Here is a 24084-nt window from a genome sequence, read left to right as displayed (position 1 = left end):
ACCGCGAATACCGCAGCGAACTGAACGTACCGCTTCACGGCAGCTCGCTGCTCGGTCGTCCATCCGACGTGTGGCTCTGACATACTGAATTCCTTTCTGTGCCCTGGGCGAGAGAGGATTCTGTCTCGGCATCAGATACGGACACAGCAGGGCCCCGCTGGGGCAGAGCTCCGCGGGGCCCGGTGCAGCTGACTGGAGGGTGTCAGTCGGTGAGGGCATCCTTGACCTTCTCCTTGGCCTGACGGGCGTCGCCCTTGGCCTGATCGGTCCGGCCTTCGGCCGTGAGCCGCTCGCTGCCGAGGTCTTCTCGCCGACCTGAATCTGCCGCCTACCGGGCGTTGCTGAAGATGCGGGGGGCCAGCGAGGCCGGCGGCCGGATCGCGATGCACCAGGGAACCCTCGGGGAGCTCCTCGGGCTCAGAAGATCCGCAACCGCGTCTACCAGATCAACCCGATGCTCGCGGGCTACGACTCGAGGACGCGTTGGACGCCGTCAGAGCGATGCCCAAGGCCGACCGGCTCGACAGCAAGACCTACGTGTCGGACTACCACCGGGCCGTCGCCGCGTACCACGACCAGCTGGCCGAGCAACGCAAGAAGCGCGCCGCCGCAGCCGCCGCGAAGAAGGCCGCGAACGCCAGGAGGCGCGGTTCGCTGCACGCCGTCGGCTGACCTGCTGGCGCAGCGCGGCGCGGGAGCGGGCCGTGGAGAACCGTTGGGAGCACGCGGCGGACCTGCTGCCGTGATCATGCGGGTCGCGGGATACTCGTCGGCGAAGGTTCGCACGTCGAATCGTGGAGGTGGGCCGTGTTCAGCGCCGTTCGTACCGTAATGACCTTCGCTGTGGACCCGGAGGCGTCGGCGCGGTGGTGGGGTGAGCTCCTGGACGTCCCTGTGAAGGTGGATGTCAGTGACACCGGGGCCGTCTACGCCTGGGTGGAGATCGGTGGGGTCGAGGTCGGCTTCCATCCGGTGGACGACGAGCGCAACCCGCGGGGCGGAAGTCCGGTCGTGTACTGGGGGGTGGACGACGTCGATCACGTCCGGGAGCGGATGCTGGCGGCCGGCTGCGAGCACCACCGCGGTCCGCTGACGATTGAGCCCGGCGTCCGGCGTATTGCTCAGCTGAGCGATCCGTTCGGCACGATCGTCGGTATCGAGGGCCCGTAGATCGCACGGAGACGCCCGGTGCCCAGCTGACTGTCATTTGGTCGGCGGGACGCCGGGCGTTGCTTCGGAGTTCAGCGGCCCAGGCCGTGCAGGCTCTCCAGTCCGGTGGCCGCCGCGTAGGTGCGCAGGGCGTTCTTCAGCGAGCCGGCCGTCCAGCGAGCGCCGAGTGCGGCGGTGGAGTCCAGGTACAGGCCCAGCACCCGGGCCGGGCTGAGCTCGTGCCCTGCCTGCCGCAGGACGGCAGGCAGGGGTGGAGCGCCTCGGCCAGGAGCTCCTCGTTCGCTCCCCAGCCGTACATGTGGGCGGTGTCGATCAGCGTGACGCCGAGCTCGACGGCCAGCCGCGCGACCGCGAGCGAGGCCACGCGGTCGGGACCCGGCTCGGTCGGCAGCCGCATGGCCCCTAACCCCGGCCGCCGTACTTCCAGATCCCCGCCGATACGAAACGTGGTCCATGCCATCCGCTGTCTTCGCTCCCGCGCTCAGGACGTAGCTGGTTGCCCGTCAGGGGCTGGTTCCCCGTCAGGGACATCGTGCCGTACGAGCACCTTGCCGGCGGGCTCGCCAGTACATCGCGCGCATTCGCGGCAAGTGCAGCGTGAAGGCGAGCCCGCCTGGCATATGTTCCGGACAGTTTTCCGCTGTGAGGCCCGGCACGGCCCACTCACCCCCACGGGAGATTCTTCACCTGATCGCCATAATCGACGCAGGATTTGCATGCTTCGGGGTTCGCGGGGCCAAATAGCGCAAGATCAACGTCGTTCAACTCTGCACTACGCGTGGCGCCATGTCCGTATCGGAGCCAACCCTTCCGCAGCGACTACTGCCGATCGCTCCGCGACCTGTAGGCATGGCCACGGCGGTACGACCGACCAACGGGCCGCCGTCCCAGCACCCACACACCACAGGGGGATCACGCATGTCCAGACTCACCCGCCGCCAAGCCCTGAGCGCCGCCGTCGGCGCCACGGCCGGCCTCGCCGTGACCGGCGCCGCGTTCGGCACCGCGCAGGCCGCCGCATCGGGCGGCACCGGCCGGACCGAGGCCGCCGGATCCCAACACGCTGTCCACCAGGCCGCACCGGGTTCCTTCGACGAGGTCTACCGGGGCCGCCGCATACAGGGCGGGCCCGCCGACGGCGGCGGTCACGGCGGCCATGACGGCGGTCATCACGAGGGCGGTTTCACCGTCCGTATCGACGGCGACGAGCTGCACGTGATGCGCAACGCCGACGGCACCTGGATCAGCGTCGTCAACCACTACGAACCGCGATCCACCCTGCGGGCCCTGGCCCGAGCCGCCGTCATAGACCTCCAGGGCGCCGACCTCGTCCCGCTCGCGTCCCTCTCCTCCTGATCCGGAGCACCACCGCAATGACCGTACGCAAGAACCAGGCCGAGCTCACCGCCGACGAAAAGCGGCGCTTCGTCAACGCACTCCTCGCGCTCAAGCGCAATGGGCAGTACGACGCGTTCGTCACCACGCACAACGCGTTCATCATGAGCGACACGGACGACGGTGACCGTGTCGGCCACCGTTCGCCGTCCTTCCTGCCCTGGCACCGCAGATACCTCATACAGTTCGAACAGGCGCTGCAGTCCGTCGACCCGTCCGTCGCCGTCCCGTACTGGGACTGGACGGTCGACCGCACCGCCGCCTCCTCGCTCTGGGCGGCCGACTTCCTCGGCGGCACGGGCCGCAGCCGGGACAGCCAGGTCATGGACGGCCCGTTCGCGGCCACCTCGGGGGCCTGGCCCGTCACCGTCCGCGTCGACGGTCGCACCTTCCTGCGGCGCACCCTCGGCGCGAACGGCCGCCAGCTGCCGACGCGGGCCGAAGTCGACTCCGTACTCGCTATGTCCACGTACGACGCCGCTCCGTGGAACAGCGCGTCGGACGGGTTCCGCAACCATCTCGAGGGCTGGCGCGGCGTCAATCTGCACAACCGCGTCCATGTCTGGGTCGGCGGTCAGATGGGAACCGGTGCCTCCCCGAACGACCCGGTCTTCTGGATGCACCACGCCTTCATCGACAAACTCTGGTCGCAGTGGCAGCAGCGCCACCCGAACTCCCCGTACCTCCCGGCCGCCGGCACCCCCAACGTCGTGGACCTGCGCGACACGATGCGCCCGTGGAACGACGTGACGCCGGCCGACATGCTGGACCACACGCCGCATTACACCTACGACACAGCGGCGTAGGACGGCTTCAGAGTCTGATGCGAGCGCCGATGGGCAAGTGGTCGCTTCCCGTACCGGGGAGCGACCGGGCCTCGGTGACGGTCGCCGATCGGGCATGCGCCTACCTGGGCGGGGCCACCAGCGTGTCGGACTGCTTCGCGCGACGAAGAGCGTCGGCAACGAATCCTCCGGCCCTCAGCTCCTCGACGACGTCCCGGAGGAAGGAGACAGTCTCCGGCCTTCGGGTCGTGGTCGTGCCCACCGCCTGCTGGATCTGCATGAACCGGTCCTCGATCAGGCGTACCTCGTGATGCGCCGCAACGAACTCGTTCATCGGCTGCCTGATGCCGGCCGCGACCTCCCAGCCCTGAGAGCGAAACGCGTCGACCCCTTCCTCTCCGCGCACGACTCTCGCGTGCCGAAGAGTGCGGGAGAGGAAGAGGTCTTACGCCGACCCGTGTTTCACGCCGATACGCACGCCGGCGCGGTCGACATCAGCGGCCGTGACGAGGTCTGAGCCGCGCGGCACGACGAATACGCCCTCGATCACGACGTACGGCGCCGTGAACGCGACCTCGGCCTCCCGCGCGGGTTCGACGGCCAGGAAGCAGATGTCGGCCCGGCCCGCCGTCAGGGCCTCGTAGGACTTCCGTGCCGCGTCGAAGCACACGAACTCCACCGGCACGTCCAGCCGCGCCCCGATCTCACGCGCGACATCGACCGTGACACCGGTGGGGGCGGCCGGTGTGCCGTGGGCCAGCACGGGGTTGCCCAGATTGATCGAGGCCCGCAGGACGCCAGCTGGCGCCAGGTCCTCGGCGATGGATGACGTATCGATGCGCATGGGGCGGAGCTTAGGCCGGGTTGCGGCGGAGGTGTTCAGTCGCGGAACTCCATGGGGCAGTTCGCCCCCTGAGCTGCACCGCTGGCTGCGCAACAAGAGCGGTGCCACCCGGCTCGGCTTCGCGGTGCAGATGAAGTTCCTGCTCTGGCGCGGCCGGTTCCCCAAGATACGGCTGGAGCTGCCGCGCGATGCGGTCGAGCACGTCGCCCGCCAGGTTGGCGTCGACGCCGGTGAACTGGCCGCGTACGGCTTCACCTCCTGTGTGACCCCCTATGTCACCCCCTTTGTCAGCCGACCCGGCCCAGGCGGCCGAACCGGCTGGTCGCCCGTACAGGCCCCAGAAAGGCCTGGTAGCCCAAGGGGGACCAGGACGGCCCGCCGGGGCCCTGAGGAGCCGCTGAGCGCCCTGCCCGCTGTCCTCCGGGGCGCGGCGGCCACCGGCCGACGCGATAAGAAGTTTTGATCTGCACCGCCAGCTCCCCGGGCCGCTACGACTGGGAGTTGCTCGGCCTGGGGCTTCGCCGACCTCATGGAGATCGAATAGTCCCTGCGCGTGGGCGCCGCCGGTCGCGTCATCGCCGCGCACCTTCCGCCGTTCCTCCTCAGCGGAGTGGTCGAGCAGCCTCTCCCCCTGCGTTGCGGTCCGGGGGCGGTCCGCTCCGCAGCCGCGTTCACCGGGTCGTTGATGCACGTCCGCGAGGCGGGTTATGCGGTCGACAGTGAAGAGATCGCGGGGTGGGGTGCGGTGGCAGCGCCTGTTCTGTGGGGCGGCACGGTCTACGGGGCTGTCTGCGTCCTGAAGCCGTCCTCGCTCATGCCCGAGGACCTGGCGGTACCGATCGGCGCGACCCTCGCGGCTGCCGAGCGGCTCTCTGTGCTGGCTGCAGGTCACATGTTCCCGACACCTCTGGCCGGATAAGGAATCCAGGGCTGCGCCGCGCCCGCAGCGTGGAGTCTGTCTCCGGGCTACTGGGTGACCCGGCGGGCCTGTGACATGGTCACTGCCGCCTCCGTGAACGACGCCTTCACCAGTGTCCTGCACATGCGGGCGCACCCGCGGGCACTCGCACGGCCCGGCCTGCTCCTGCGCTCAGGCGGTCGTCCTGGCCTCATCCCGCAGGAAGAGCCCACGCCGTTCGGCCGCCAGTTGACGGTTCAGGTCGTGCGTGGCTGCGACGTCGACGTCCCCAGGGCCTGGTACCGGCTGTAGGCGTCGCGGCTGTCAGAGACGAAGGGCCACTCCTGCATCGCCTTATCGAGCTCTTCGTCCGTCAGCCAGCCGTGCCAGGCCACCTCGGCCGGCTCGGCGACTATGTGCTCACCGTCCACGACGGTCTCGAACACGAAGAACCAGTAGGGGCTCATTTCGCCTTCGCAGCGGAACTTGAACAGCGGACGGACCGTACCTCGCACTCCGAGTTCCTCGGCCAGTTCCCTGGACGCTGCTGCCTCGTAGGATTCGCCGACCGCGACGGCGCCCGCGACGAGCCAGCTGTACTGGCCGGGGAAACGCGTGCTGCTATCGGGACGCTGGTGAACAAGAACGCGGCCCTGCTTGTCACGGACCAGAACCATCGCCATGCGGTAGAGCAGCCGGCCTTGTACCGCCTCACTGCGGCTCACATGGCCGACGACCCGATCCTGTTCATCCACGTGCTCAACTAGCTCTAGCTTCATTTCTCTACCTTCCCCGAACCAGAAGTGCAGCGCTGAGGGGGCAGCGCCCCTCCCCCATACCGGTGTCGAGGTACAAGCGCGTCTCGCCTTCAAGTTTGCCGCCCGGCCGCATCGGGGCGACGTCGATGTTACGGATCATGACCCGGGGTCGGCTGCGGGGTGTTCCGATGAGTCTTCCTCGTTCCCCGTGAAGCCGCAGCGCCGGCGCTTCCGCACGGACCACTTCTGCCCTCCGCCAGGAAACCAGGAGGGCAGCGAGCAGAGGCAGCGTCTGGCGCCTCAAGGGGGGTGTGCCCCTCCCGTGGGGAGGCTGGGAGGGACGTTCGGGCCCCGCCCGCTTTACAGGCAGGCAGGGCCCGATAGATGCGGGAAACAGGGAATCCCGCAAGACCAACGATGCACCCGTTTCAGCCAAGCGAAGCCCCTCGACACCGCACCTGACCAACCGCGAACCGCGGTTCCCGAACGCCGAAGGCAAGTTCAGGAGAAGGACAGCGAGAGAGGGACGGCTCAGGAGGCGGACGGCCTGATCTCCCCCGCGAAGACGATGATCTGGTCGATGAGGCTCCGCCGCAGATGGACGACGTCTGTTCCCGCCAGGCGGGGGCCTCCATCAGGGGTGGTGAACACCCACTGGTACCGGGCCCATTCGTCAGGCATGTCCACCGCCGAGCAGCGCACCATCGTGCCGGTCCCCGCTGGGTGGCGCCGGATGTCCAGCACGAACCGCTCGACCGCCTCGATTCCTTCGCTGCGACCCAACGGTCCCCAGAAGACCACGTCTGAGGTCAGGGCCTGGGAGAGCAGGCCAGTCACATAGCTGTCGTCCGAAGCGTTGAACGCGGAGATGAACAAGTCGATCGCGGAGCGTGCGGTCTCTTCCTGCATGCCCCAGTAATACCAGCCGTTTCGCATGCGCTCGTCCCACAAGCCGCCTTCCGATCACGGTGAACCAGCCCAGTCGCAGCACTGGAAAGGCCTGGTGCTCCCAAGGGTCCAGGACGGCTCGTAGGGGCCCTGAGAGCGGCTGAGCGCCCTGCCCGCCCCACCTCCGGGGCGCGGCGGCCACCGGCCGACGCGGCCCCTACAGCCAGCGCAGCGCCCCGCCGGCTCCGATGACCGCCAACGCCCCCAACCATCCACTCCCCCACCACCAGGGCCAAGGGCAGCAGAAGAGGAAGTCTGACCACTCACCACGCCGGAACCGGGGCCTGACCTGGGGAAACAGGAGAGGCCGACCGTAGCCGTCGCAACCCCCTGCAATCCCCGGGCCGGGCAGAACGGACGAGCAGGGTGCGGCTGGTGCGAGGAGCTGGCGGAACGCGGGGACAAACCCGGCCGCCACAGGCAGTGGCCCGGCCCGCTCACCACTCCGTGGTGAGTGGCGGAGGTACAGGCGCCGTGACCTGCCGTGGTGCAGGGTCCGGCTCGGTGTGCAGGCTGCGGACCGGTGTCCTCTGTGCGCATGTGATGGTGGCCCGGACCGCCGCCGCCCGGGGAGTTCAGCCCGGCTCGGTCCCGGAGCGCAGCGGAAGGACCGTCACCCCCCGGACATAGAGGATGTCTCACGTGGCCGCTCCGCCGATGCGGCATGATGTTGGATCGTGGGTGCTGATCTGTCGCGTCGGCTGGTGCCGGACGAACTGTGGGAGCTGACCGCTCCGTTGTTGCCGAGGTTCACGTCCCGTCCGCAGGGTGGTGGTACGGCTCCGGTGGACGAGCGGGCGGTGTTCACGGCCGTGGTGTACGTGCTGACGAGTGGGTGTGCGTGGCGGTATCTACCGGAGTCGTTCGGTGTCTCACCGGCCACCGCGCACCGCCGGTTCACCGTGTGGACCGAGGCCGGGTTGTGGCGCAGGCTGCACCGGGCGGTGCTGGACGAACTCGGCGCCCGGGGTGAGCTGGACTGGTCGGCCGCGATCGTCGATGCCGCGTCGGTCCGGGCAAAAAGGGGGGCTCGCTGACCGGGCCGAATCCGGTCGATCGTGGCAAGAAGGGCAGCAAACTCCACGTGCTGTCCGAGGCTCATGGCCTGCCGCTGGCCGTGGCGGTGTCCGGCGCCAACCTGCACGACAGCCAGGCGTTCAAGGCGTTGATTCTCGGCATCTCCGGCGTCCGGTCCCGGCGCGGACCACGTCGGAGGAAGCCGGTGAAGGTCCGTGCGGACAAGGCGTACTACTCCGCCGAGCACCTCCGCTGGCTCCGCGGCCGCAACCTCATCGCACGGATCGCCCGCCCCGGTATCGAGTCCGGCGAGCGGCTCGGCCGGCACCGCTGGAAGATCGAGCGGTCGATCTCCTGGCTCTTCGGATACCGACGCCTCACCGTCCGGTACGAACGAAAAGGCAGCCACTTCCTCGCCTTTCTCGGCCTCGCCGCAGCCCTCACCTGCTACAAGAGACTCGCGAAGCTCGCCACGTGAGACATCCTCTTAGCCATCACTGCATCCAGCCGTATTCGTGAAAGGTATGGAGTCGCACGCCGGGGTACAGAAAGCGCTCGGCTGTGAAATTCTCACAGCCGAGCGCCGGCGCGCTGTTTGCAACCCGGCCGACGGATCCATCGGCGGAGGAAGTGCGCAATTCACGTGCGGGCCTGTGTCCAACAATGCCGGAAATCAACCCGCACAACGATGAGTTAGGCGTACCAGTTGCTCGTACCGTTGACGCTCAGTCGCACGTTCACGGTCCCGCCTCCCGACGAGGGTACGTTGACCGTCGGTGCGTAGCAGCCGCGGGTGAATCCCGGGTTGAAGGTTGTGCTGTTGCACAGCGTGTTGCTGCCGAAGCTGGATATGACCTCACCGGAAACGATGGCGGCGGCGGTCCCTGTGTGCTGGATGACGAGAACCACTTGCGTGTCATTATTGGCGTTGGTGACGACACACGGCTTGAACTTGATGTTCGCGGAGATTGTGTGTGTCTTGTAAGGGAGGCAATCCCAGTTGCTGTTCGTGTTCACTTCTTGCCAGTTGGCTGCAGCGCTGGCAGGAGAGGCGGAGAACACGAGGGCTCCCGCAGCGGCGGCAGCAACCGTCAAAGCTTTGAGGCGCACAGGAATTCTATCTCCTCAATCGATTTTCCCGCCGCGTGATTACGGAGCGGGATATTCACCCGAGCCGGCTCCATTGGCCCGGAACCAACTCGTTGATCTTACGAAGACCCAGCTTTGACAGAAAGAAGCAAACTGGCCACAAAATCTTCACAAATGGCTGGGGATGATGGTTAAGGACCAACCTTCCGACAACCGACGTTCGTGTAGAGCGAGCATGAACGTCCTGTCAGCTTTCCGGGGCCCTATCTCCGATGGGTCGCTGCATGCCACTCGGTTACGGCGGCAGCGCGGCCCGGACAGGCGTTGAAAGTAGAATCTTCAGATGAAACCAAACTTTACGACCATTCAGCGAATTCCAGATAAAGAAGTATCACCAAAAGAAATTCGATACTTGGCGCTACTGAACTTGATTGGGTGATGTCGGGCTGTTCGCCTGACAGTGGCTGAGTCGGTCGGTACCTGTGTGGTGTGAGATACGCGCAGGGCGGCGGCTTGACCGACGCCAGGAGAGCCGCGAGAGAGCGGGTCCGGCTGGAGGCAGCCGGTCGATTCGAGGACGGCGCGAAGAACAAGGAGATCGCGGCCGCGCTGCGGTTCGGTGAACGGTCGGTGGAGCGCTGGCGCCGTCAGTGGCGGGAGTCTGGCGTGGAGGGTGTCCGGTCGAAGGGCTCACCAGGTCGCCCGAAGCTTTCCGCAGCCCAAATAGCTCGGCTGGAGAGTGAGTTGGAGCGTGGTCCGCTTGCTCATGGCTGGGTGGATCAGCGGTGGACGCTGGCGCGGGTGAAGACGTTGATCGGGCGGTTGTTCCACGTCAGCTACACGGTTGAGGGGACATGGCGGCTGCTGAAGCGTCATGGCTGGTCCTGGCAGCAGCCGGCCCGCAGAGCGATCGAACGGGACGACGAGGCAGTGGAGTTGTGGAAGAAGGAGGTGTGGCCGCAGGTAAAAGCACCGCGGCGGCCCGCGGAGCCTGGATCGTCTGCGAGGACGAGGCCAGCCAGTCGCTGAGGCCGCCACGCGCGAGGTCCTGGGGCCGGGTCGGCCGGACTCCGGTCGTGCGCGTCCGGGGACGGGGTTCGGGGCGGGTTTCGATGGCGGGAATGGTCTGCTTCCGCCCCGGAGACCGCTCTCGGCTGATCTACAGCTTCCGCGTCCACCGGGGCCGCAAGGGCGAACCCAAGGGCTTCACCTGGCAGGACTACCGCGACCTCATCGTGCGGGCGCACAACCAGCTCAAAGGCCCCATCGTCCTGGTCTGGGACAACCTGCGTACCCATCTCATGCCGCGGATGAAGGAGTTCATCGCAGCGAACGAGGACTGGCTGACCGTCTTCCACTTTCCGTCCTACGCACCTGACCTCAACCCGCAGGAAGGCATCTGGTCTCTGGTGAAACGGACGATCGGCAACCTCGCCGCCGCGAACCTCGACCAGCTCGCCGCCGCCGTGAAGCGCAGTCTCAGGAAAATTCAGTACCGACCGCACCTTATCGACAGCTGCCTCATAGGTACCGGCCTGACCCTGACCAGTTGACACGATCAGGCCGACTGGGCTTGATCCGCTTTGACGGACATTCGAGATCTGGGGTTCTGCCCCGGGAGGATGTCCATCATGGAGAGCATGGGGAAGAAGAAGCCTCGCCGCCCTCGTCGTTCGTTCACGCCGGAGTTCAAGGCCGAGATCGTCGGTCTGTGCCGACGAGGTGACCGCTCGGTCGGGCAGGTCGCCAGAGACTTCGAACTGACCGAGACGGCGGTGCGGGACTGGGTGAAGCAGGCCGAGGTCGACGCGGGCGAGCGCAACGGGCTGACCAGCAGCGAGCGCGAGGAACTGGCCGCGTTGAGGCGGGAGAACCGCCGGCTGCGTGAGGATGTCGACGTCCTCAAGCGGGCCACAGCTTTCTTCGCGAAGGAGACCCGGTGACGGTGCACCCGTTCATCGAGGCGGAGAAGCGCGCAGGTCACAGCGTCAAACGGGCGTGTGAGCTGATGAAGGTCTCCCGGACCGCCTTCTATGCCCGTCGCTCCGGCCTGCCCGGACCCCGCGCGTTGCGGGATGCCGAGCTGACCGAGCAGATTCTCGAGGCCCATGCGAAGTCCCGCGGAACCTACGGGTCCCCGCGCGTGCATGCCGTGCTCAAGCGCGAGGGTGCCGGGTGTGGCCGTCGTCGTGTCGCACGACTGATGCGGGCCGCCGGGCTGCAGGGCCGGCACTGCAGACGACGGCACGTGACCACGATCCCCGATCCCAGGGCTGCCTTCCGTCCCGACCTCATCGTCCGGGACTTCCAGCCCGACCGCGCCGGGCTCGATGCCCGCTGGTGCGGCGACATCACGTACGTCCCGACGGAGGAGGGCTGGCTCTATCTGGCCACGGTCATCGACATCGCCTCCCGGCGCGTAGTCGGCTGGGCAACCGCAGATCACCTGCGTACCGAACCGGTGGCCGAGTCGCTGACAGCCGCCTGCCGGCAGCGTCGCCCCACCCACCCCGTGATCTTCCATTCGGATCGCGGCTGTCAATACACCAGCCAGCAATTCGCTTCCCTGGCAGCCCAGTTCGGGGTCAGACTCTCGGTCGGCCGCACCGGCCAGTGCTGGGACAACGCGCTCGCCGAGTCGTTCTTCTCGACCATCAAACGCGAACTGCTCGGCACCTCCGCCTGGCCCAGCCGGGCCGCCGCCCGAACCGCGATCTTCGATTTCATCGAGGGCTGGTACAACTTGCACCGACTGCACAGCAGCCTCGGCTACCTCAGCCCCGCCGAGTACGAGACCGCACTCACAGCCTGACCACCACACCAATGGTGTCCGTCAAAGCGGAACAAGCTCAGACATCACACATTCAAGTTCAGTAGTGTCTCGTGATTCTGTTCATGTCAGTTCGAGTTGTTATTGACGAGTTTCTTCACGTTGGTCGCGACGAGTCTGACCTTCGACAGGACCTCGCCGGCGGTCGCGGTCCAGGTGAACGGTTTCGCACTTTCGTTCCAGGAGTTGATGTAGTCGCGGATCTGTTTGATCAGGACGTTGACGCTGGAGAAGGTGCCGCGGCGGATGGACTGCCGGGTCAGGATTCCGAACCAGATCTCGATCTGGTTCAGCCACGAGGAGCCGACGGGAGTGAAATGGAAGTGGACGTGCGGGTTCTTGGCCAGCCACTCCTTGACCTCCGGAGTGGTGTGCGTCGAGAGGTTGTCCAGGACGACATGGATGTCCTTCCCGGCGTGTGGTCTGACGGCCTTCTTCAAGAAGGCCAGGAAGTCCTGGCCGTTCCGGGTCGGCCTGCACTCGCCGAGCACTTCGCCGGTGGTCACGTTCAGGGCGGCGAACAGGTTCGTGGTGCCGTGCCGGACGTAGTCGGCGGTGCGTTTCTCGCTCGCCTCGAAGGCGACCGGCAGCACCGGCTGGGTCCGGTCCAGTGCCTGGATCTGCGTCTTTTCGTCGATCGAGAGGACCACGGCGCCACCCGGTGGGGCGAGGTAGAGGCCGATCACGTCGGCGACCCTCTCCGCGAACGCGGGGTCCTTCGAGATCTTGAAGGTGCCGTTCCGGTGCGGCTTGAGATGCTCCTCGCGCCAGATTCGCGCGATGTAGTGCCAGGACACGGAGATGCCCTCGGTCCGCTTCAGATATTTCGCCAACTCGCGTGTGGACCAGTGCGAAAGCCCCGTGCCATCCGGCGGCGTCATGCGGGTCAGCGCGATCACGCGGGCCCGTACCCGTGCCGGCACCTGTTCCCGGGCTCCGCCGGGCCGGTCGCCTTCCAGCCCGGCCAGTCCGACTTCGGCATAACGCCGCTTCCAGCGGTCCACTGTCGGCAGCGATACGCCAAGCAGCGCGGCGATGTCCTTGCGTCGACGGCCTTCGCTCGACCACAGCACGATCCGGCCCCGCGTCGCCATGTCGGCGGGCACGTCCCGGCTGTTCACCAACTCCCGCAACTCGGCGGCCTGTTCCACGGAGAGCTCCACACCAAACAACCCTGCCACACAAGATCAAGTAACGCTGACGGAATCACGAGACACTAGTGACCGCTCTGCCGGTGGGCGACCGTAGTGACGGGGACGTTGTCGGCCAAGTGGTAGACCTGATCTGGGTGCGCCCCTGAGGCAGGTGGGCTCGGGGCTTCGTGCTCCGCTTCAGCAGCCATCGTCGAGAACGGCGGCGATCTGATCGAGTACGTGGTGGGGCGGCGTGTAGGGCACGCGCAGATGGTGGACGAGGGTGGCGTCGGCCGCGAAGCGTGGACCTGCCGCGAGTGCGACCCCGTTCCGGCCGGCTCGTTCGACGACCGTGTCGGCGAGGGCGGTGGTCAGCCGAAGCCACAGGGCGAGCCCGCCGGGCGGGAGGGTGAAGTGCCAACGGTCCTCGCCGGCAGTGACGAGCAGGCTGCTGAGGTGGTCGCGCTGCCGCCGCAGTTCACGCCTGCGCCGATGCAGCAACGGTTCCAGGTCGCCGAGCAGCTCGGCCGCGACGAGCTGCTGCATGGGGGGCGGGGACAGTGGTCCGGCCAGAGGATGGGCCTGAAGTTTCCTGATGAGTGTGGCGGAGGCTCGGATCCAGCCGATGCGCAGTCCGCCCCAGATGGACTTGCTGGTCGAACCGATCAGTAGTGCTCCCCGCATGCGGGGAGCGGGAACAGGCCGGTCACCGAGGTCGAGATCGCGCATGGTCTCGTCCACCACAAGGGTCACCTCATGCTCGGCAGCAAGCCGGCTCACGGTCCGGCGAACCTCCGGGGACATCAGCGCTCCGGTCGGATTGTGGAAGTCGGGCACCAGGTACGCGAGGTTCCCGCGCGCGGCGGCGAAGGCGTCCTGCAGTTGTTCCAGGTCCCAGCCTTCGGTGGTGACCCGGCAGCCGACCAGCTTCGTTCCCGGTGCCCGCAGGGCCCGAAGCGCATCGAAGTATGTAGGGATCTCCACCACCGCGACGCGAGGCCGGAAATGCGCCGCGAGGAGGGCCAGTGCGGCTCTGGCGCCATTGGTGACAAGGATCTGATCGGGTCGTGTCGCGGTGCCCTCACGGCTGTACCGGGCAGCGATCGCGGTGCGCAGCTCCGTGATGCCCGGTCCGGGCTCGCCGTGCTCGGCCAGCAGGGGTCCTGCCCGCTCGACGGCTCGCTTCGTCGCCTCCAGGTAGAACTCCTGGGGCGCGGCGGGAACGGCGCGGCGCAGGTCGATCAGGTCTCCGGCCTCGCCCGTGGCCGAGAGAGGGGCGATGCGTTGCGCAGCGACGGCGGGGAGCTGCACGGTGCTGGCGCTGCCGTGCCGGGTGCGGACCCATCCGGCATCGCGCAGCCGGTCCAGGGCGGCCGTTACCGTGCCACGGCTCACGCCCAGAGCCGCGGCCAGACGGCGCTCGGCGGGCAGCTCGCTCCCGGCACGGACCCGGCCGTCGAGCAGCGCGGCCCGTATCGCGTCGGCCAGCGCTGTGCTGAGCGGCGCCGTGGTGCTCCGCCAGGGGCCCAGGGCTTGGGCCAGCTGGTTGTCTCCTATTCGCACTGGTCCAGTTTTCCATAATTGGACCAGTAAGCGGAACTGTGGGCTCCGTACGGTCGTGAACACACGACGAAGGAGACATACCGTGCACCCGCGACTTGCCGCCGACCGCGACGCCCTGCCGCAACTGTTGGAGATTGTTCGTCAACACGCTGTCGGCCTGCTCGAAGGGATCTCCGAACGAGAGGTCGTCCCCTCAGGGCCGCTGCCGGATCCGGACCCCCTGCCCGCACTGGGGGCGGGGCTCCAGGCGGCGGTGGACGATTTCGCCGCCCGATGGGAGTCGGCCCTCTCGGCAAGCGCCGGACCGCGTTATCTGGGATTCGTCACCGGGGGCGTGACGCCGGCCGCGCTGGCCGGGGACTGGCTGACCGCGACCTGGGACCAGAACGCGATGTCGTCCCTGGACGGGGCCGGACAGCACCTGGAGCGCGAGACGATCGGCTGGCTGAGGACCCTGTTCGGCCTGTCCGAGGACCACCACGGGACCTTTGTCAGCGGCGCCACCATGTCGAACACCGTTGGCCTCGCCGTCGCCCGCGAGTGGCTCGGAGAACAGCGGGGCGTCTCACCGGCTGAGCAGGGTGCGGGGGCACTCGGGCCGGTACGGGTGCTGTCTGCGGCCGCGCACTCCAGCGTGGCCAAGGGGTTGTCGATGCTCGGTCTGGGGCGCCGGTCCCTGGTCCGTGTGCCGACCCGCCCCGGGCGGGAAGCGGTCGACCTGGCGGCCCTGGAGCACACGCTCGCCGAAGGCGAGAGCGACGGCCCGTGCATCGTGGTCGCCAACGCGGGGACGGTCAACACCGTGGACTTCGACGACCTGCGTGCCATCGCCGCGCTGCGCGAGCGCTACTCGTTCTGGCTGCACGTGGACGCGGCGTTCGGCGCCTTTGCCGCCCTGTCCCCCGAACACGCCCACTTGGTGGATGGCCTCGACCTGGCCGACTCGATCTGCGTCGACCTGCACAAGTGGCTGAACGTTCCCTATGACAGCGCAGTGCAGTTCACTCGCCGCCCCGACCTGCAGACGCGCGTTTTCCAGAACGCGGCGGCCTACCTCGGCCCGCTCGGGGACACCCCCGACATGGCCCACCTCACCCCGGAGAACTCCCGCCGTCTGCGCGCTCTCGCGGCCTGGTTCACCCTGCGGGCCTACGGCCGGGACGGACACCGCGAGATCACCGCAAGATGCATCGACTGCGCCCGTGTGCTGGGTGACGCTGTCGAGAGTGCACCCGGCCTGCGGCTCCTGGCACCGGTCCGCCTCAACGTCGTCTGCTTCACCCTCGTCGAGAACCCCACCGCCGAACGGCTCGCCGTGCTCGCCGCGCGGCTGTCCGACGAGGTCTTCCTCACCCCCACCGTCCTCGACGGCGTGCCCGCGCTGCGGGCGGCCTTCAGCAACTGGCGGACCACCGAAGCCGACGCCCGCCGGGTGGCCGCGGCACTGCACGCAGCACTGCCCGCGCTGTGAGAAAACTCCGCACCTCGGACCGACGCTCTGCGCCGAACGCCGGCCCGGGGTGCCCCGCATGGAGCATCGCACTCGAAGGACGCCACCCCGACCGAGCCACTCACTTCATGGCCGACCGGGTCCGGGCCCATCAGATTGTCTCGGAGTCGCCGGCAGTGGTGGAACGAACGCCACCGCAGTACACCGAGCACATCCAGGAAATGCTCGCGGCATACGGCCCCTTCATGTTGACCGTGCACGAGCTCCTCGCCGAAGGCGACCGGGTCTACGCCCGCTGGACCCAGAACGGGCGGCACGTCGGCACCGTGGAGCACTATCCGCCGACGGGCGCACCGGTCACGGCGATGACCAGTGCGGTCTATCGCGTCGAGCACGGACGCATCGTCGAATACTGGATACAGATCGACCGGCAGGGAATCACCGCTCAACTGCGGCAAGCGGCAAGCGGGCGCTGACCCACTTTGAGGGCGAGGCGGCCACCCGAACCCACCGTTCGGATTCTGGAGCTGGGCGCCCTCGCGTGGGTCACAAGCTGGACGATGAGCGGCCGTACGACCTTCGCCAAGGGGAATACCGCATAACCGGAATGACGCTCCCCGCCAGTTGACCTTGGAAAACCTCCCCGCCGTGACCGCATCGTGATCAATCGGCGTGTCCTGCTTCAGTGAACCTTGAGCGCGTGCCGTTGAAGGCTGAGCAGCGCCCGTTCGCCGCGGAGGGTGCCCCCGGCCATCAGGCCGGGGGCACCCTCCGGGATGAGGTATGAGGACTCCGCCGTCGCAGCGTTACTTGTATTCCATGGCAATGACCTTGCCGAGCATGACAGCGGTGTTTCCGTCGAGGAACGCGATCCGGGAGAGCCCTTCGACGTTCTTGAAGGTATCTACAACAAGCGGCTGGATGGGTTCAAACACCACTTCGGCAGCGTCAGCGGGCGCGTCGGCCTGGGCCGGGGGCGTGAGCGCAAGGCCGGCTCCGACCAGGGCAAGAGTGGCGAGTAGGCGCTTTGAGTTCGTCATGATCCTCTCAACGATCAAGGTGGTGTCTGGGTGCGTCTCCTGAGCGGATCAGGGATGCGGCCGCGGATACTGCTCAACGTCCGATGCACGGCGCTCAATGTTCGCTGTCACCTGTGGTCGGGTAGCCGGATCACGTTGCCGTGACCCGGCCCCCTCAGAGGGCGGTATGTGACGTAGTGCCGCGTTTGTTGTCGCTGGAACGTGTGGCACAGGCGTATCGGGGCTGATCAGGGGGTCTTGTCGTGCTGGAGTGTTCTTCGTGAGCGACCGCCAGCCCTACAAGAGCGACCTGTCCGACGAGCGGTGGGCCCTGATCGAGCCCGTCATCGCCTCCTGGAAGGCTCAGCATCCCTCCGTCAGCGGCCACCAGGGCGCCTACGAGATGCGGGAGATCGTCAACGCCCTGCTCTACCAGTCCCGTACCGGCTGCCAGTGGGACTACCTCCCCCACGACCTGCCCCCGGTCGGCGCGGTGAAGTACTACTTCTACAAGTGGCGCGACGACGGCACCGACCAGACCATCCACGACCTGCTGCGCTGGCAGGTCCGCGAGAGCCGGGGGCGCAAGGCCGACCCGAGCTTGGTGGTGCTCGACACCCAGAGCCTGCACGCGGCCGTCGGGGTGCCCGCCGGCACCACCGGAAGGGACGCGGCAAAAAAAGTCCCGGGCCGCAAGCGCGGCCTGGCAGTTGATGTTCTCGGTCTGGTGATCGCGGTGGTGGTGCTGGCCGCGTCCGCGCACGACAACGCCGCTGGCATCGCCTTGCTGGACAAGGTCGCCGCCGACACCGACACGGTACAGAAGGCCCTGGTGGACCAGGGGTTCAAGAACGCTGTCATCGACCACGGGCGGAAGGTCGGCATCGACGTCGAAGTCGTCGAGCGCAACCCAACGACCAGCGGGTTCGTGCCGCAACCGATCCGGTGGCGGGTGGAGCAGGTAAACGGGATCATGATGCTGCACCGCAGACTGGTCCGCGACTACGAACACCGGCCCGCCTCGGCCGAGTCGAGGGTGTACTGGGCCATAAGCGACCGGATGTCCAGGATGGTCACTGCGACCTCCACCCCCACCTGGCGCGGCGCATGAACAACGACGGGCTCACCCTGGGGGCGGTCCTCGCCCGCCTGGAGGAGCAAGAGCGCGAGATCGCCACGCAGGCCGAAGCGACGCGAGCGCGCATCACGGAACTCACCGCGCAACTGGAGGAGTTCGGCCGAGTCGCCGAAGAGGTGCGCATCACCCGCAAGACACTGCTGGCACTGCCCGAGCCGGCCTCGCCGACACCGCCGCCCGCGAAGCTGCCGGACCATCCGGCCTACCAGCAGATCATGGCGGTGTTCGCCGCAGCCGACGCCCCGCTGCGGGCACGGGCGGTCTGCGAGGCGTTGGACCTGGAGATCGCACCCAACAACGTCAACAACGTCCGGCTCAAGCTCAAACGGCTGGCCGAACGCGGAATCCTGATCGAGCCCGAACAGGGCTTGTTCACCAAGCCGCAGTCGTAGCCGCCTGGTCAGGCCACGACCAGCCCGACAGCCCCACCCGAAAGCCCGAAACGGGCATCACGTCACGTACCGCCCTCTGATCTCGGCCGTGATCTACGAACGGGAGCGAGGCAGCTCTTGGACGGAGATCGCCCAGTACCTGGGCATCGGTCCAGCAGAAGCGGAAGAGCGGTTTGGCGCGAACCTAGACAACTGGAACACGGCCTTTCAGGTTCCCTACCGGCCCGACGACACCGGCCGAAAGCGCATACCTCAGCTACCCACGGCAGCGTATGACCCCGCTTGGGCATGCGACCGCCTCGACACCTGGGCCCGCAACCGGCTCATCCTTGTCAACGACGAGCGTCCCGTCAGCTCAGGCCTCGTCAAGGCTGCGCCGGAGGAGGAGCTCCCGTCAGTGACCCCGTAGCGGCGTTGGCGGGGAAGGCGATCGCTTCGTCGAACAGACTGCGCGCTTGAAGGCAGTGGTGGAGCTGGCCGAGCATCCGGTTGAACAGGTGCCGCAGGGCCTGCATGTGCCAGTCCCCTCCTGCCCGGCGGCGCCGGTAGTGGGTGTCAGAGATCCAGGACCTCCAATTACTAACGAATTAGAGGTGTCATCGGCGCGAACAGGCTTGCCCAGTAGGGCTGCCCAGGGACAACGGACGATGTCCGATTTGCCGGGCTCACACTCCCGGTCACACCTTCGGTCCCCCGCTGAAAGCGAGCGTCCAGGCAACCGTTCAGCCCCCTTCCGGTGCAACCCTCTCCGCGGCTGCCGTGGGCCGGGGAAGGCACGGGGTTGGCCAGGCCAGCTCCCACCTCCAGGCCGCCCACCGTGGGCAAGCCACCCGCCAAGGAGGCTTGCCCAGGGTCTCCTTGGGCTTGCCTACTCCCCGGAACGCCCCGTTGCGGCAGTGCGCGCCGGATAGCCTCCGGGCACAGTGCGCTGAACTTGAGGGGTGGGCGTTGAAGTTCACGATCGACACCGAGACCGATTCGTACGAGGACGCGATCCGTACCGTGCGCGCGGCCTACGGGAAGCCGCAGCCCGAGCCGGGCGGTCGGCCGGAGGTGCGGCCGGAGGACGTGGTGTGGAAGCCGCCCAGCCGGTACGACCACCCGGCCTGGACGAAGGAGATGCTGCGGGCCTGGGTGAAGTCGCTGCACACGGTGGAGGAGCTGGACGTGGTGTGGCGGGTGTGCACGGAGCCGGGCCCGCCCGGTATACCCGAATTGACTACAGGGTGTTACTGAGTTGCCGCCCCGGAACCGTCTGCACCCCGAAGGAACCCTGCCTCGTCAGAGGTTCAGAAACAGGCACAGAGCCGCCCCATTCGCGTCTGGGCCGTGTTCTCAGGCGGGACGGTGCGGGCCGCCGAAGCCCTGGTCGGTGAACGTGCCGAGCAGAGGCTTCGCAGTGACAGGAGCGGCGTGGAGTTCTCCGCACACAGGGCCGTGCTCACTGTCGGGAGTGACCCAGACACCGGTCCACCGCGAGTGGCGGTCGGTGATGGGTTGGCCGCAATCCGCGCAGAGCACGACGGGGACATCGCGCTTGCGCAGTAGGCCAGCAAGTCCGGTCTGCTGGAGCTCGGGGACGTGGTCGTAGTAGCCGAGCCAGCCGGACATGGCCTGGGAAGTGTTCCAGGCAGCGGTATCGCGGGTGTCCTCCCAGGTGGTGTCCGGGCCGACCGGGTGGAGAAGGCGCCATCCGAACACCGGCATGCCCGGCCCGTGCGGTTCCGGCTCCTCGCGGAAGGGTTGCGGAACAGCGGCGGTGTAGTCGGGACGAACCTTGCGGATCTCAGCCTCCAGGACCGGCCGGATCACCGTGTGAAGGTCGTCCAGGGCGGCGAGGACTCCGGCCTCCAGCGACTCCCGCCTCTGCTCCCCGGCCTGGTGCCAGGCACACAGCAGGAGCTCCTCCAGTGGGCCGCCGACAAAGACGGCCTGTTCGACGGTGGCGGTGCCGTCGTCGGCCAGGAGGACACGGTGGCGCATCGTCGACCCGTCGATGCTGCCCGTCCACTCCACGGGCCCACCGGCCGGGCACGGCCTTCACCCCGTCGGCAGGAGTGGGGAATCGCTCAACCATGGCCTCGGGCATGTCGATGGCCTCCTGCGGGGCGTCGTCCCAGTCCACCGGTTCGAGGCCCGCGTGCTGGGCGGGAGCGGTCCGGACCGAGGTCTGCTTCCGAGGCGCCCTGCGGTCCTTCTTGCGCTTCTTCGGCATCGTCGTGGATCTCCTTCACCTTCGCGGCCACCAGGCCTCGATCCTTGCATTCGCCAGTGGGCCTCGGGCCTCGGTCACCGAACTCAGCAGCAACAGCCCGGCAGCTTCTGGTCAGGCCGTGCGCTCCAGCTCCACCGCGCTGGCTGACCCCTCGAGTCGAGGTGCCCCGCCGCGGTGCCGTCCTGCCGAGCCGCTCGCTCGGCACGGGCCCGCCGCAGTGCCAGGGCGCGGGTGGCTTCGGATTCGGCGTCCGAAGCCGGCCTTCGTGGTGCGGACGCCTCGCCGCCACGCGCTGAGGGTGCGGGTACTACCGGTTCAGTCGCGGGCTCGCCCCACCCGTACGGGCGACTTCCGGAACGTACGCCGACTTCCGCAGCCTCCATGTCACGTGTGACACGCCCAGGCTGTGCCATCACTTCGGGTGAAGCACCCGCCATTTGGGCCAGTGAAGATCCATTAGGGCGGATACTCAGAGCGACCTTCTCGTCTCCATGGGTGACGGACTGGGTCGCTTTCGCGGCCCCGCCCGTACCACCCGATCAATAAGGACCGACATGAACTTATTTTCCCGCTGCCGGAACCGCAGGTCCCCCGTCCTCATGGGTCTGCTGGCGCTGCTGGCAATCCTCACTGCATGGGCCCTGCCCTCCGCCGCCACCGCGCAGGAGGGCCGGCTCAAGGGCTGGGGAGCCAACGAGAGCTACCAGCTCGGCGGCGTTGTCGGCAACGCCAAGTACACCCCGGTGACCGTGCCGGGGCTCACCGGCGGTGCCATCCAGAGCATCTCGGCCGGCAGCAGCCACAGCCTGGCCCTGCTCTCCAACGGGACCGTGGAAGGCTGGGGCCTCAACACCAGCGGCCAGCTCGGTATCGGCACCGTCACCAACCAGGACCAGGCGTCGACCGTCAGCGGGCTGCGCGGTGTGGTCGCCATCGCGGCGGGTTCCAACCACAGCCTGGCACTCCTCGCCGACGGCACCGTCAGGGCCTGGGGCCTGAACTCCAGCGGCCAGCTCGGCGACAACAGCCTCACCACCCGCACCAACCCGGTCACCGTGTCCGGTCTCACCAACGTCGAGGCCATCGCCGCCGGAGGCGCCCACAGCCTGGCCGTCCTCGCCGACGGCACCGTCAAGGCATGGGGCCTCAACGGCAACGGCCAGCTCGGCGACAACTCCCTCACCCAGCGCACCACCCCGGTCACCGTGACCGGCCTCGCCAACGTCCGCAGTGTCGCGGCCGGCAACGTCCACAGCCTCGCCCGCCTCGCCGACGGCACGGTCTGGGCCTGGGGCCGCGGCTCCGAGGGCCAGCTCGGCGACAACACCGTCACCCAGCGCCTCACTCCGGTCAAGGTCGACAGCATCAGCACCGCTCGCGAGATCAGCGCCGGCGTCTACCACAGCGTCGCCCGCCTCGCCGACGGCACCGTCAAGACCTGGGGCTACAACGCCCAGGGCCAGCAGGGCGACGGCACCCTCACCAACCGCCCCGCCCCCATCACCCTCGACGGCGCCACCAACATCCGCGCCATCTCGGCCGGCAACTACCACACCCTCGTCCTCGACCGCGACGGCAAGGTCAGCGCCGTGGGTTACAACAACAACGGCCAGATCGGCGACGGCACCGCCGTCAACCGCACCGCCCTCACCGCACCCATCAACAGCCTCAGCAGCATCTCGCTCATCGCCGCGGGCGGAGAATTCAGTCTCGCCGGATAACGGCACCGGACACCGCACAACGCCGGGTCGGCAGCCGGGACAACCCGACTGCCGCCCCGGCCAGGGCCCACCCGGCCGCCGGGTGGGCCCTGGCCGTTGCACGGCTTTGTGCGCAGCAGTTCCGGATCGGCCCCACCATCACCGCTGAGCCAGGATCGAAGACAGGCACTGTGAGCCCAGCCGTCTCCTGCTGGGCAAGCCGTCCTCGAAAAGGGCAGCTTGCCCAGACTCACCGGGGCCGCGCAGCTACCCGCGACGCCTGAACAGACCCCGGGCCCTCGATGTCTCCGCTTCGGCCGCCGTGCCCGCCGCGACGTCCTCGGCCGGGCGCTGCGCCGCCCGCTCGGCCCCCGCGCGGGCGACGGACTCCTACCAACCGGTCGACGAACACCAGCTGGTGGCGGGTCCAGCGCCTTCGGTCCGCTTGCGGATTCCAGCATGAAGGCGCTGACCCCTCTGCGGCACGACCTGCCGCGCGGTGCTCGGCCTGCTGTTAGGCGTCGACCGCTCCACCATCACCGCGCGATCACAGAGATACAGCCGCTCCTGGCAGACACCTCCAACGGGCGCAGCGGGTGATCAACAGCCGGTCTCGCTGATCGTGGCCAATTAGATCTCCCCGCTGGCGGCCAGTCGGCGGGGAGTTATCTGGCCGTGGATGGTGACGCTGTGTGGATCGCCAGGTGGCTGGCTTCTGTTGTCAGCGGGCGAGACGTAGGAGGGGATTGAGGGCGAGGCGGTTGTCGGTGGGGTGGTGGCCTTCGGGGCTGAAAGGCGGGATGGTCGCAGGCAAGCAGTCGGCGATCAGGAGGCAGTCCTGGTGGCGGTCCTCTGCGGTGGCCACCACCAGGGGTTCGCCGTCGGGTCCCCAGATGCCGGAGTTTCCCTGGTACTGCCAGGCGCCGGCGGGGACCTGTTCCCAGCCGCGGCGGTTGGCGTAGGCGACGAACAGACGCCAGATGCTGGCCATGGCGGGGATGATGTGGCGGGTGGCGTCCTGGTACGGCACCCGGCTCATGGTGCCGTCGGCCAGACGGAAGTGGCCGTCGGCCGCGGTGGGACCCAGCACGATCTGTGCGCCGTGCTCAGCCAGGTACTGGTACAGCGGCGGGAACTCGCACTCGTAGCAGTTCAGCACGCCCACCGTGATGCCGTTGATCGTCACGAGGGGCGGCAGTTCCTGGCCGAAGGAGTAGTTGCGTCGCTCCGCCGCTCCGTAGAGGTGGGTCTTGCGGTAGTTGGCGGCCACCTGCCCGTCGGCGCAGATCACGCTGATGGAGTCGTAGAAGTCGCTCCCGTCGCATTCGGGGTAGGGCAGGACCACGGCCAGGCCGTTCTCCTTGGCGGCCAGGCGGGCCCGGTCGATGGAAGGGCCCTCGCGGTGCTCTGCCAGTTCCCGGCACTGGCCGGGGTCGATGGCGTAGCCGGTGGTGTACTTCTCCGGGAAGACCACCACCTGGCAGTCGTAGGCCGCGGCCAGAGCGGAGACCTCGGCCAGCCGGTCCATGTTCTGCCGCACCGCCTCCCGGCTGCCGACCGGGCCCTGGCCCTGGTACAACGCCACCCGCAGACCCTCGCCGGCGGCGGGCGCGTCACGCAGTGCGGAGCGGAACACGATACGAACGGGCTGAGTCATCGAGGAGTGCTCTTTCCATGATCGGCGGTCCCCATGACCGCCCCATGAGCAGAAACGAATCACTACCGCGTCGGACACCATGA

General features: G+C 67.9%; 28 protein-coding genes and 3 pseudogenes. 17 read left to right on the top strand and 14 right to left on the bottom strand.

The window, feature by feature from the left end:
* Nucleotides 1-202 precede the first annotated feature (202 nt).
* Nucleotides 203-301 (bottom strand): annotated as a pseudogene (locus ACK8N7_RS36905) (CsbD family protein); the annotation flags it as partial.
* Between the two features lie 182 nt (nucleotides 302-483).
* On the opposite strand from ACK8N7_RS36905, the gene ACK8N7_RS36900 reads away from it, so the two are divergent.
* Nucleotides 484-672: a hypothetical protein gene (locus ACK8N7_RS36900; RefSeq protein WP_403218369.1), complete on the top strand. Its 189-nt coding sequence runs from the start codon at nucleotides 484-486 to the stop codon at nucleotides 670-672.
* 159 nt (nucleotides 673-831) lie between these two features.
* On the top strand, nucleotides 832-1170 hold the full coding sequence (locus ACK8N7_RS36895) for a VOC family protein (protein WP_500445493.1): 339 nt from the start codon (nucleotides 832-834) through the stop codon (nucleotides 1168-1170).
* A gap of 71 nt (nucleotides 1171-1241) precedes the next feature.
* Here ACK8N7_RS36895 and ACK8N7_RS36890 read toward each other — a convergent pair whose 3' ends face one another.
* Nucleotides 1242-1370 (bottom strand): hypothetical protein, encoded by a 129-nt coding sequence (locus tag ACK8N7_RS36890; RefSeq protein ID WP_403218385.1) that lies wholly within the window; start codon nucleotides 1368-1370, stop codon nucleotides 1242-1244.
* Nucleotides 1371-1417: 47 nt separating this feature from the next.
* Nucleotides 1418-1630, bottom strand: a pseudogene (locus ACK8N7_RS36885) (aldo/keto reductase); the annotation flags it as partial.
* Between the two features lie 458 nt (nucleotides 1631-2088).
* On the opposite strand from ACK8N7_RS36885, the gene melC1 reads away from it, so the two are divergent.
* On the top strand, nucleotides 2089-2526 hold the full coding sequence (gene melC1 / locus ACK8N7_RS36880) for an apotyrosinase chaperone MelC1 (protein WP_500445491.1): 438 nt from the start codon (nucleotides 2089-2091) through the stop codon (nucleotides 2524-2526).
* A 17-nt stretch (nucleotides 2527-2543) separates the two neighbouring features.
* Nucleotides 2544-3371 carry a tyrosinase MelC2 gene (melC2, locus tag ACK8N7_RS36875; RefSeq protein WP_500445489.1) on the top strand — a complete coding sequence of 276 codons (828 nt, stop codon included), beginning with the start codon at nucleotides 2544-2546 and terminating at the stop codon, nucleotides 3369-3371.
* A gap of 100 nt (nucleotides 3372-3471) precedes the next feature.
* Here the strand turns inward: melC2 and ACK8N7_RS36870 are convergent, their stop codons facing one another.
* Together ACK8N7_RS36870 and ACK8N7_RS36865 are read right to left on the bottom strand one after the other, a co-directional pair.
* Nucleotides 3472-3684, bottom strand: coding sequence for a hypothetical protein (locus ACK8N7_RS36870; protein WP_500445487.1), 213 nt, complete (start codon nucleotides 3682-3684; stop codon nucleotides 3472-3474).
* Nucleotides 3685-3795: 111 nt separating this feature from the next.
* Nucleotides 3796-4194, bottom strand: coding sequence for a transporter substrate-binding domain-containing protein (locus ACK8N7_RS36865; RefSeq protein WP_500445485.1), 399 nt, complete (start codon nucleotides 4192-4194; stop codon nucleotides 3796-3798).
* A gap of 31 nt (nucleotides 4195-4225) precedes the next feature.
* Here ACK8N7_RS36865 and ACK8N7_RS36860 point away from each other — a divergent pair, with 31 nt between their 5' ends.
* Together ACK8N7_RS36860 and ACK8N7_RS36855 are read left to right on the top strand one after the other, a co-directional pair.
* On the top strand, nucleotides 4226-4657 hold the full coding sequence (locus ACK8N7_RS36860) for a DUF4158 domain-containing protein (RefSeq protein WP_500445483.1): 432 nt from the start codon (nucleotides 4226-4228) through the stop codon (nucleotides 4655-4657).
* Between the two features lie 90 nt (nucleotides 4658-4747).
* Nucleotides 4748-5113, top strand: a complete 366-nt coding sequence (locus tag ACK8N7_RS36855) for an IclR family transcriptional regulator domain-containing protein (RefSeq protein ID WP_500445481.1) — start codon at nucleotides 4748-4750, stop codon at nucleotides 5111-5113.
* Between the two features lie 236 nt (nucleotides 5114-5349).
* Here ACK8N7_RS36855 and ACK8N7_RS36850 read toward each other — a convergent pair whose 3' ends face one another.
* Together ACK8N7_RS36850 and ACK8N7_RS36845 are read right to left on the bottom strand one after the other, a co-directional pair.
* Nucleotides 5350-5871 (bottom strand): NUDIX hydrolase, encoded by a 522-nt coding sequence (locus tag ACK8N7_RS36850; protein WP_500445479.1) that lies wholly within the window; start codon nucleotides 5869-5871, stop codon nucleotides 5350-5352.
* A 510-nt stretch (nucleotides 5872-6381) separates the two neighbouring features.
* Nucleotides 6382-6759 carry a nuclear transport factor 2 family protein gene (locus ACK8N7_RS36845; protein WP_403218362.1) on the bottom strand — a complete coding sequence of 126 codons (378 nt, stop codon included), beginning with the start codon at nucleotides 6757-6759 and terminating at the stop codon, nucleotides 6382-6384.
* Nucleotides 6760-7475: 716 nt separating this feature from the next.
* Between ACK8N7_RS36845 and ACK8N7_RS36840 the strand changes: the two genes are divergently transcribed.
* Nucleotides 7476-8293, top strand: a protein-coding gene (locus ACK8N7_RS36840; RefSeq protein ID WP_500445477.1) for an IS5 family transposase whose coding sequence is annotated in 2 segments (ribosomal slippage) — nucleotides 7476-7815 and nucleotides 7815-8293 — 819 coding nt in all. Because the reading frame shifts where the segments join, the coding sequence is not laid out codon by codon here.
* Between the two features lie 215 nt (nucleotides 8294-8508).
* On the opposite strand, the gene ACK8N7_RS36835 is transcribed toward ACK8N7_RS36840, so the two are convergent.
* Nucleotides 8509-8925: a hypothetical protein gene (locus ACK8N7_RS36835; protein WP_500445475.1), complete on the bottom strand. Its 417-nt coding sequence runs from the start codon at nucleotides 8923-8925 to the stop codon at nucleotides 8509-8511.
* Nucleotides 8926-9393: 468 nt separating this feature from the next.
* Between ACK8N7_RS36835 and ACK8N7_RS36830 the strand changes: the two genes are divergently transcribed.
* From ACK8N7_RS36830 to ACK8N7_RS36820, 3 genes are all read left to right on the top strand, one after another.
* Nucleotides 9394-10457 (top strand): IS630 family transposase gene (locus ACK8N7_RS36830; RefSeq protein WP_500445473.1). Its coding sequence is split into 2 segments (ribosomal slippage): nucleotides 9394-9855 and nucleotides 9858-10457, totalling 1062 coding nucleotides; the frame shifts between segments, so codons are not numbered across the junction.
* Between the two features lie 78 nt (nucleotides 10458-10535).
* The gene (locus ACK8N7_RS36825) at nucleotides 10536-10847 is read left to right on the top strand and encodes an IS3 family transposase (protein WP_032774357.1); all 312 of its coding nucleotides are present in this window, start codon (nucleotides 10536-10538) and stop codon (nucleotides 10845-10847) included.
* Entirely contained in the window at nucleotides 10844-11716 is an 873-nt protein-coding gene (locus tag ACK8N7_RS36820) for an IS3 family transposase (RefSeq protein ID WP_500440357.1), read from the top strand. Before ACK8N7_RS36825 ends, ACK8N7_RS36820 begins: the two co-directional genes overlap by 4 nt.
* An 86-nt stretch (nucleotides 11717-11802) precedes the next feature.
* On the opposite strand, the gene ACK8N7_RS36815 is transcribed toward ACK8N7_RS36820, so the two are convergent.
* Entirely contained in the window at nucleotides 11803-12897 is a 1095-nt protein-coding gene (locus ACK8N7_RS36815; RefSeq protein WP_500445471.1) for an IS630 family transposase, read from the bottom strand.
* 168 nt (nucleotides 12898-13065) lie between these two features.
* Nucleotides 13066-14430 (bottom strand): aminotransferase-like domain-containing protein, encoded by a 1365-nt coding sequence (locus ACK8N7_RS36810; RefSeq protein ID WP_500445469.1) that lies wholly within the window; start codon nucleotides 14428-14430, stop codon nucleotides 13066-13068.
* Nucleotides 14431-14512: 82 nt separating this feature from the next.
* Between ACK8N7_RS36810 and ACK8N7_RS36805 the strand changes: the two genes are divergently transcribed.
* Both ACK8N7_RS36805 and ACK8N7_RS36800 read left to right on the top strand, forming a co-directional pair.
* The gene (locus tag ACK8N7_RS36805; protein ID WP_500445467.1) at nucleotides 14513-15901 is read left to right on the top strand and encodes a pyridoxal phosphate-dependent decarboxylase family protein; all 1389 of its coding nucleotides are present in this window, start codon (nucleotides 14513-14515) and stop codon (nucleotides 15899-15901) included.
* A 65-nt stretch (nucleotides 15902-15966) separates the two neighbouring features.
* Nucleotides 15967-16356, top strand: coding sequence for an ester cyclase (locus ACK8N7_RS36800; protein ID WP_500445942.1), 390 nt, complete (start codon nucleotides 15967-15969; stop codon nucleotides 16354-16356).
* Nucleotides 16357-16686: 330 nt separating this feature from the next.
* Here ACK8N7_RS36800 and ACK8N7_RS36795 read toward each other — a convergent pair whose 3' ends face one another.
* Nucleotides 16687-16920, bottom strand: a complete 234-nt coding sequence (locus ACK8N7_RS36795; protein WP_403218875.1) for an elongation factor 1-alpha C-terminal domain-related protein — start codon at nucleotides 16918-16920, stop codon at nucleotides 16687-16689.
* 259 nt (nucleotides 16921-17179) lie between these two features.
* Here ACK8N7_RS36795 and ACK8N7_RS36790 point away from each other — a divergent pair, with 259 nt between their 5' ends.
* The 3 genes from ACK8N7_RS36790 (at nucleotide 17180) to ACK8N7_RS36780 (ending at nucleotide 18838) form a co-directional block, all read left to right on the top strand.
* Nucleotides 17180-18010, top strand: a complete 831-nt coding sequence (locus ACK8N7_RS36790) for an IS5 family transposase (protein ID WP_500440301.1) — start codon at nucleotides 17180-17182, stop codon at nucleotides 18008-18010.
* Nucleotides 18007-18429, top strand: a complete 423-nt coding sequence (locus ACK8N7_RS36785) for a hypothetical protein (protein ID WP_500440300.1) — start codon at nucleotides 18007-18009, stop codon at nucleotides 18427-18429. Before ACK8N7_RS36790 ends, ACK8N7_RS36785 begins: the two co-directional genes overlap by 4 nt.
* Before the next feature lie 88 nt (nucleotides 18430-18517).
* Nucleotides 18518-18838: a hypothetical protein gene (locus ACK8N7_RS36780; RefSeq protein ID WP_500445465.1), complete on the top strand. Its 321-nt coding sequence runs from the start codon at nucleotides 18518-18520 to the stop codon at nucleotides 18836-18838.
* On the opposite strand, the pseudogene ACK8N7_RS36775 reads toward ACK8N7_RS36780, so the two are convergent.
* Nucleotides 18795-18989, bottom strand: a pseudogene (locus ACK8N7_RS36775) (hypothetical protein); the annotation flags it as partial. The gene ACK8N7_RS36780 and the pseudogene ACK8N7_RS36775 sit on opposite strands and share 44 nt — an antisense overlap.
* Before the next feature lie 388 nt (nucleotides 18990-19377).
* Between ACK8N7_RS36775 and ACK8N7_RS36770 the strand changes: the two are divergent.
* The gene (locus tag ACK8N7_RS36770; protein ID WP_500445463.1) at nucleotides 19378-19665 is read left to right on the top strand and encodes a hypothetical protein; all 288 of its coding nucleotides are present in this window, start codon (nucleotides 19378-19380) and stop codon (nucleotides 19663-19665) included.
* A 99-nt stretch (nucleotides 19666-19764) separates the two neighbouring features.
* On the opposite strand, the gene ACK8N7_RS36765 is transcribed toward ACK8N7_RS36770, so the two are convergent.
* Complete coding sequence (locus tag ACK8N7_RS36765) at nucleotides 19765-20412, bottom strand: hypothetical protein (RefSeq protein ID WP_500445461.1); 648 nt, start codon at nucleotides 20410-20412, stop codon at nucleotides 19765-19767.
* Between the two features lie 786 nt (nucleotides 20413-21198).
* Here ACK8N7_RS36765 and ACK8N7_RS36760 point away from each other — a divergent pair.
* Nucleotides 21199-22365, top strand: coding sequence for an RCC1 domain-containing protein (locus ACK8N7_RS36760; protein ID WP_500445459.1), 1167 nt, complete (start codon nucleotides 21199-21201; stop codon nucleotides 22363-22365).
* Between the two features lie 700 nt (nucleotides 22366-23065).
* Here the strand turns inward: ACK8N7_RS36760 and ACK8N7_RS36755 are convergent.
* The gene (locus ACK8N7_RS36755) at nucleotides 23066-24001 is read right to left on the bottom strand and encodes a nitrilase-related carbon-nitrogen hydrolase (RefSeq protein ID WP_500445457.1); all 936 of its coding nucleotides are present in this window, start codon (nucleotides 23999-24001) and stop codon (nucleotides 23066-23068) included.
* Nucleotides 24002-24084: the final 83 nt, after the last annotated feature.

This window comes from Streptomyces griseobrunneus, assembly GCF_046713465.1.
GTDB classification, from domain to species: domain Bacteria; phylum Actinomycetota; class Actinomycetes; order Streptomycetales; family Streptomycetaceae; genus Streptomyces; species Streptomyces microflavus.
The sequence above is the reverse complement of the archived record's forward strand: the minus strand, read 5'-3'. Positions and strand labels throughout refer to the sequence as shown.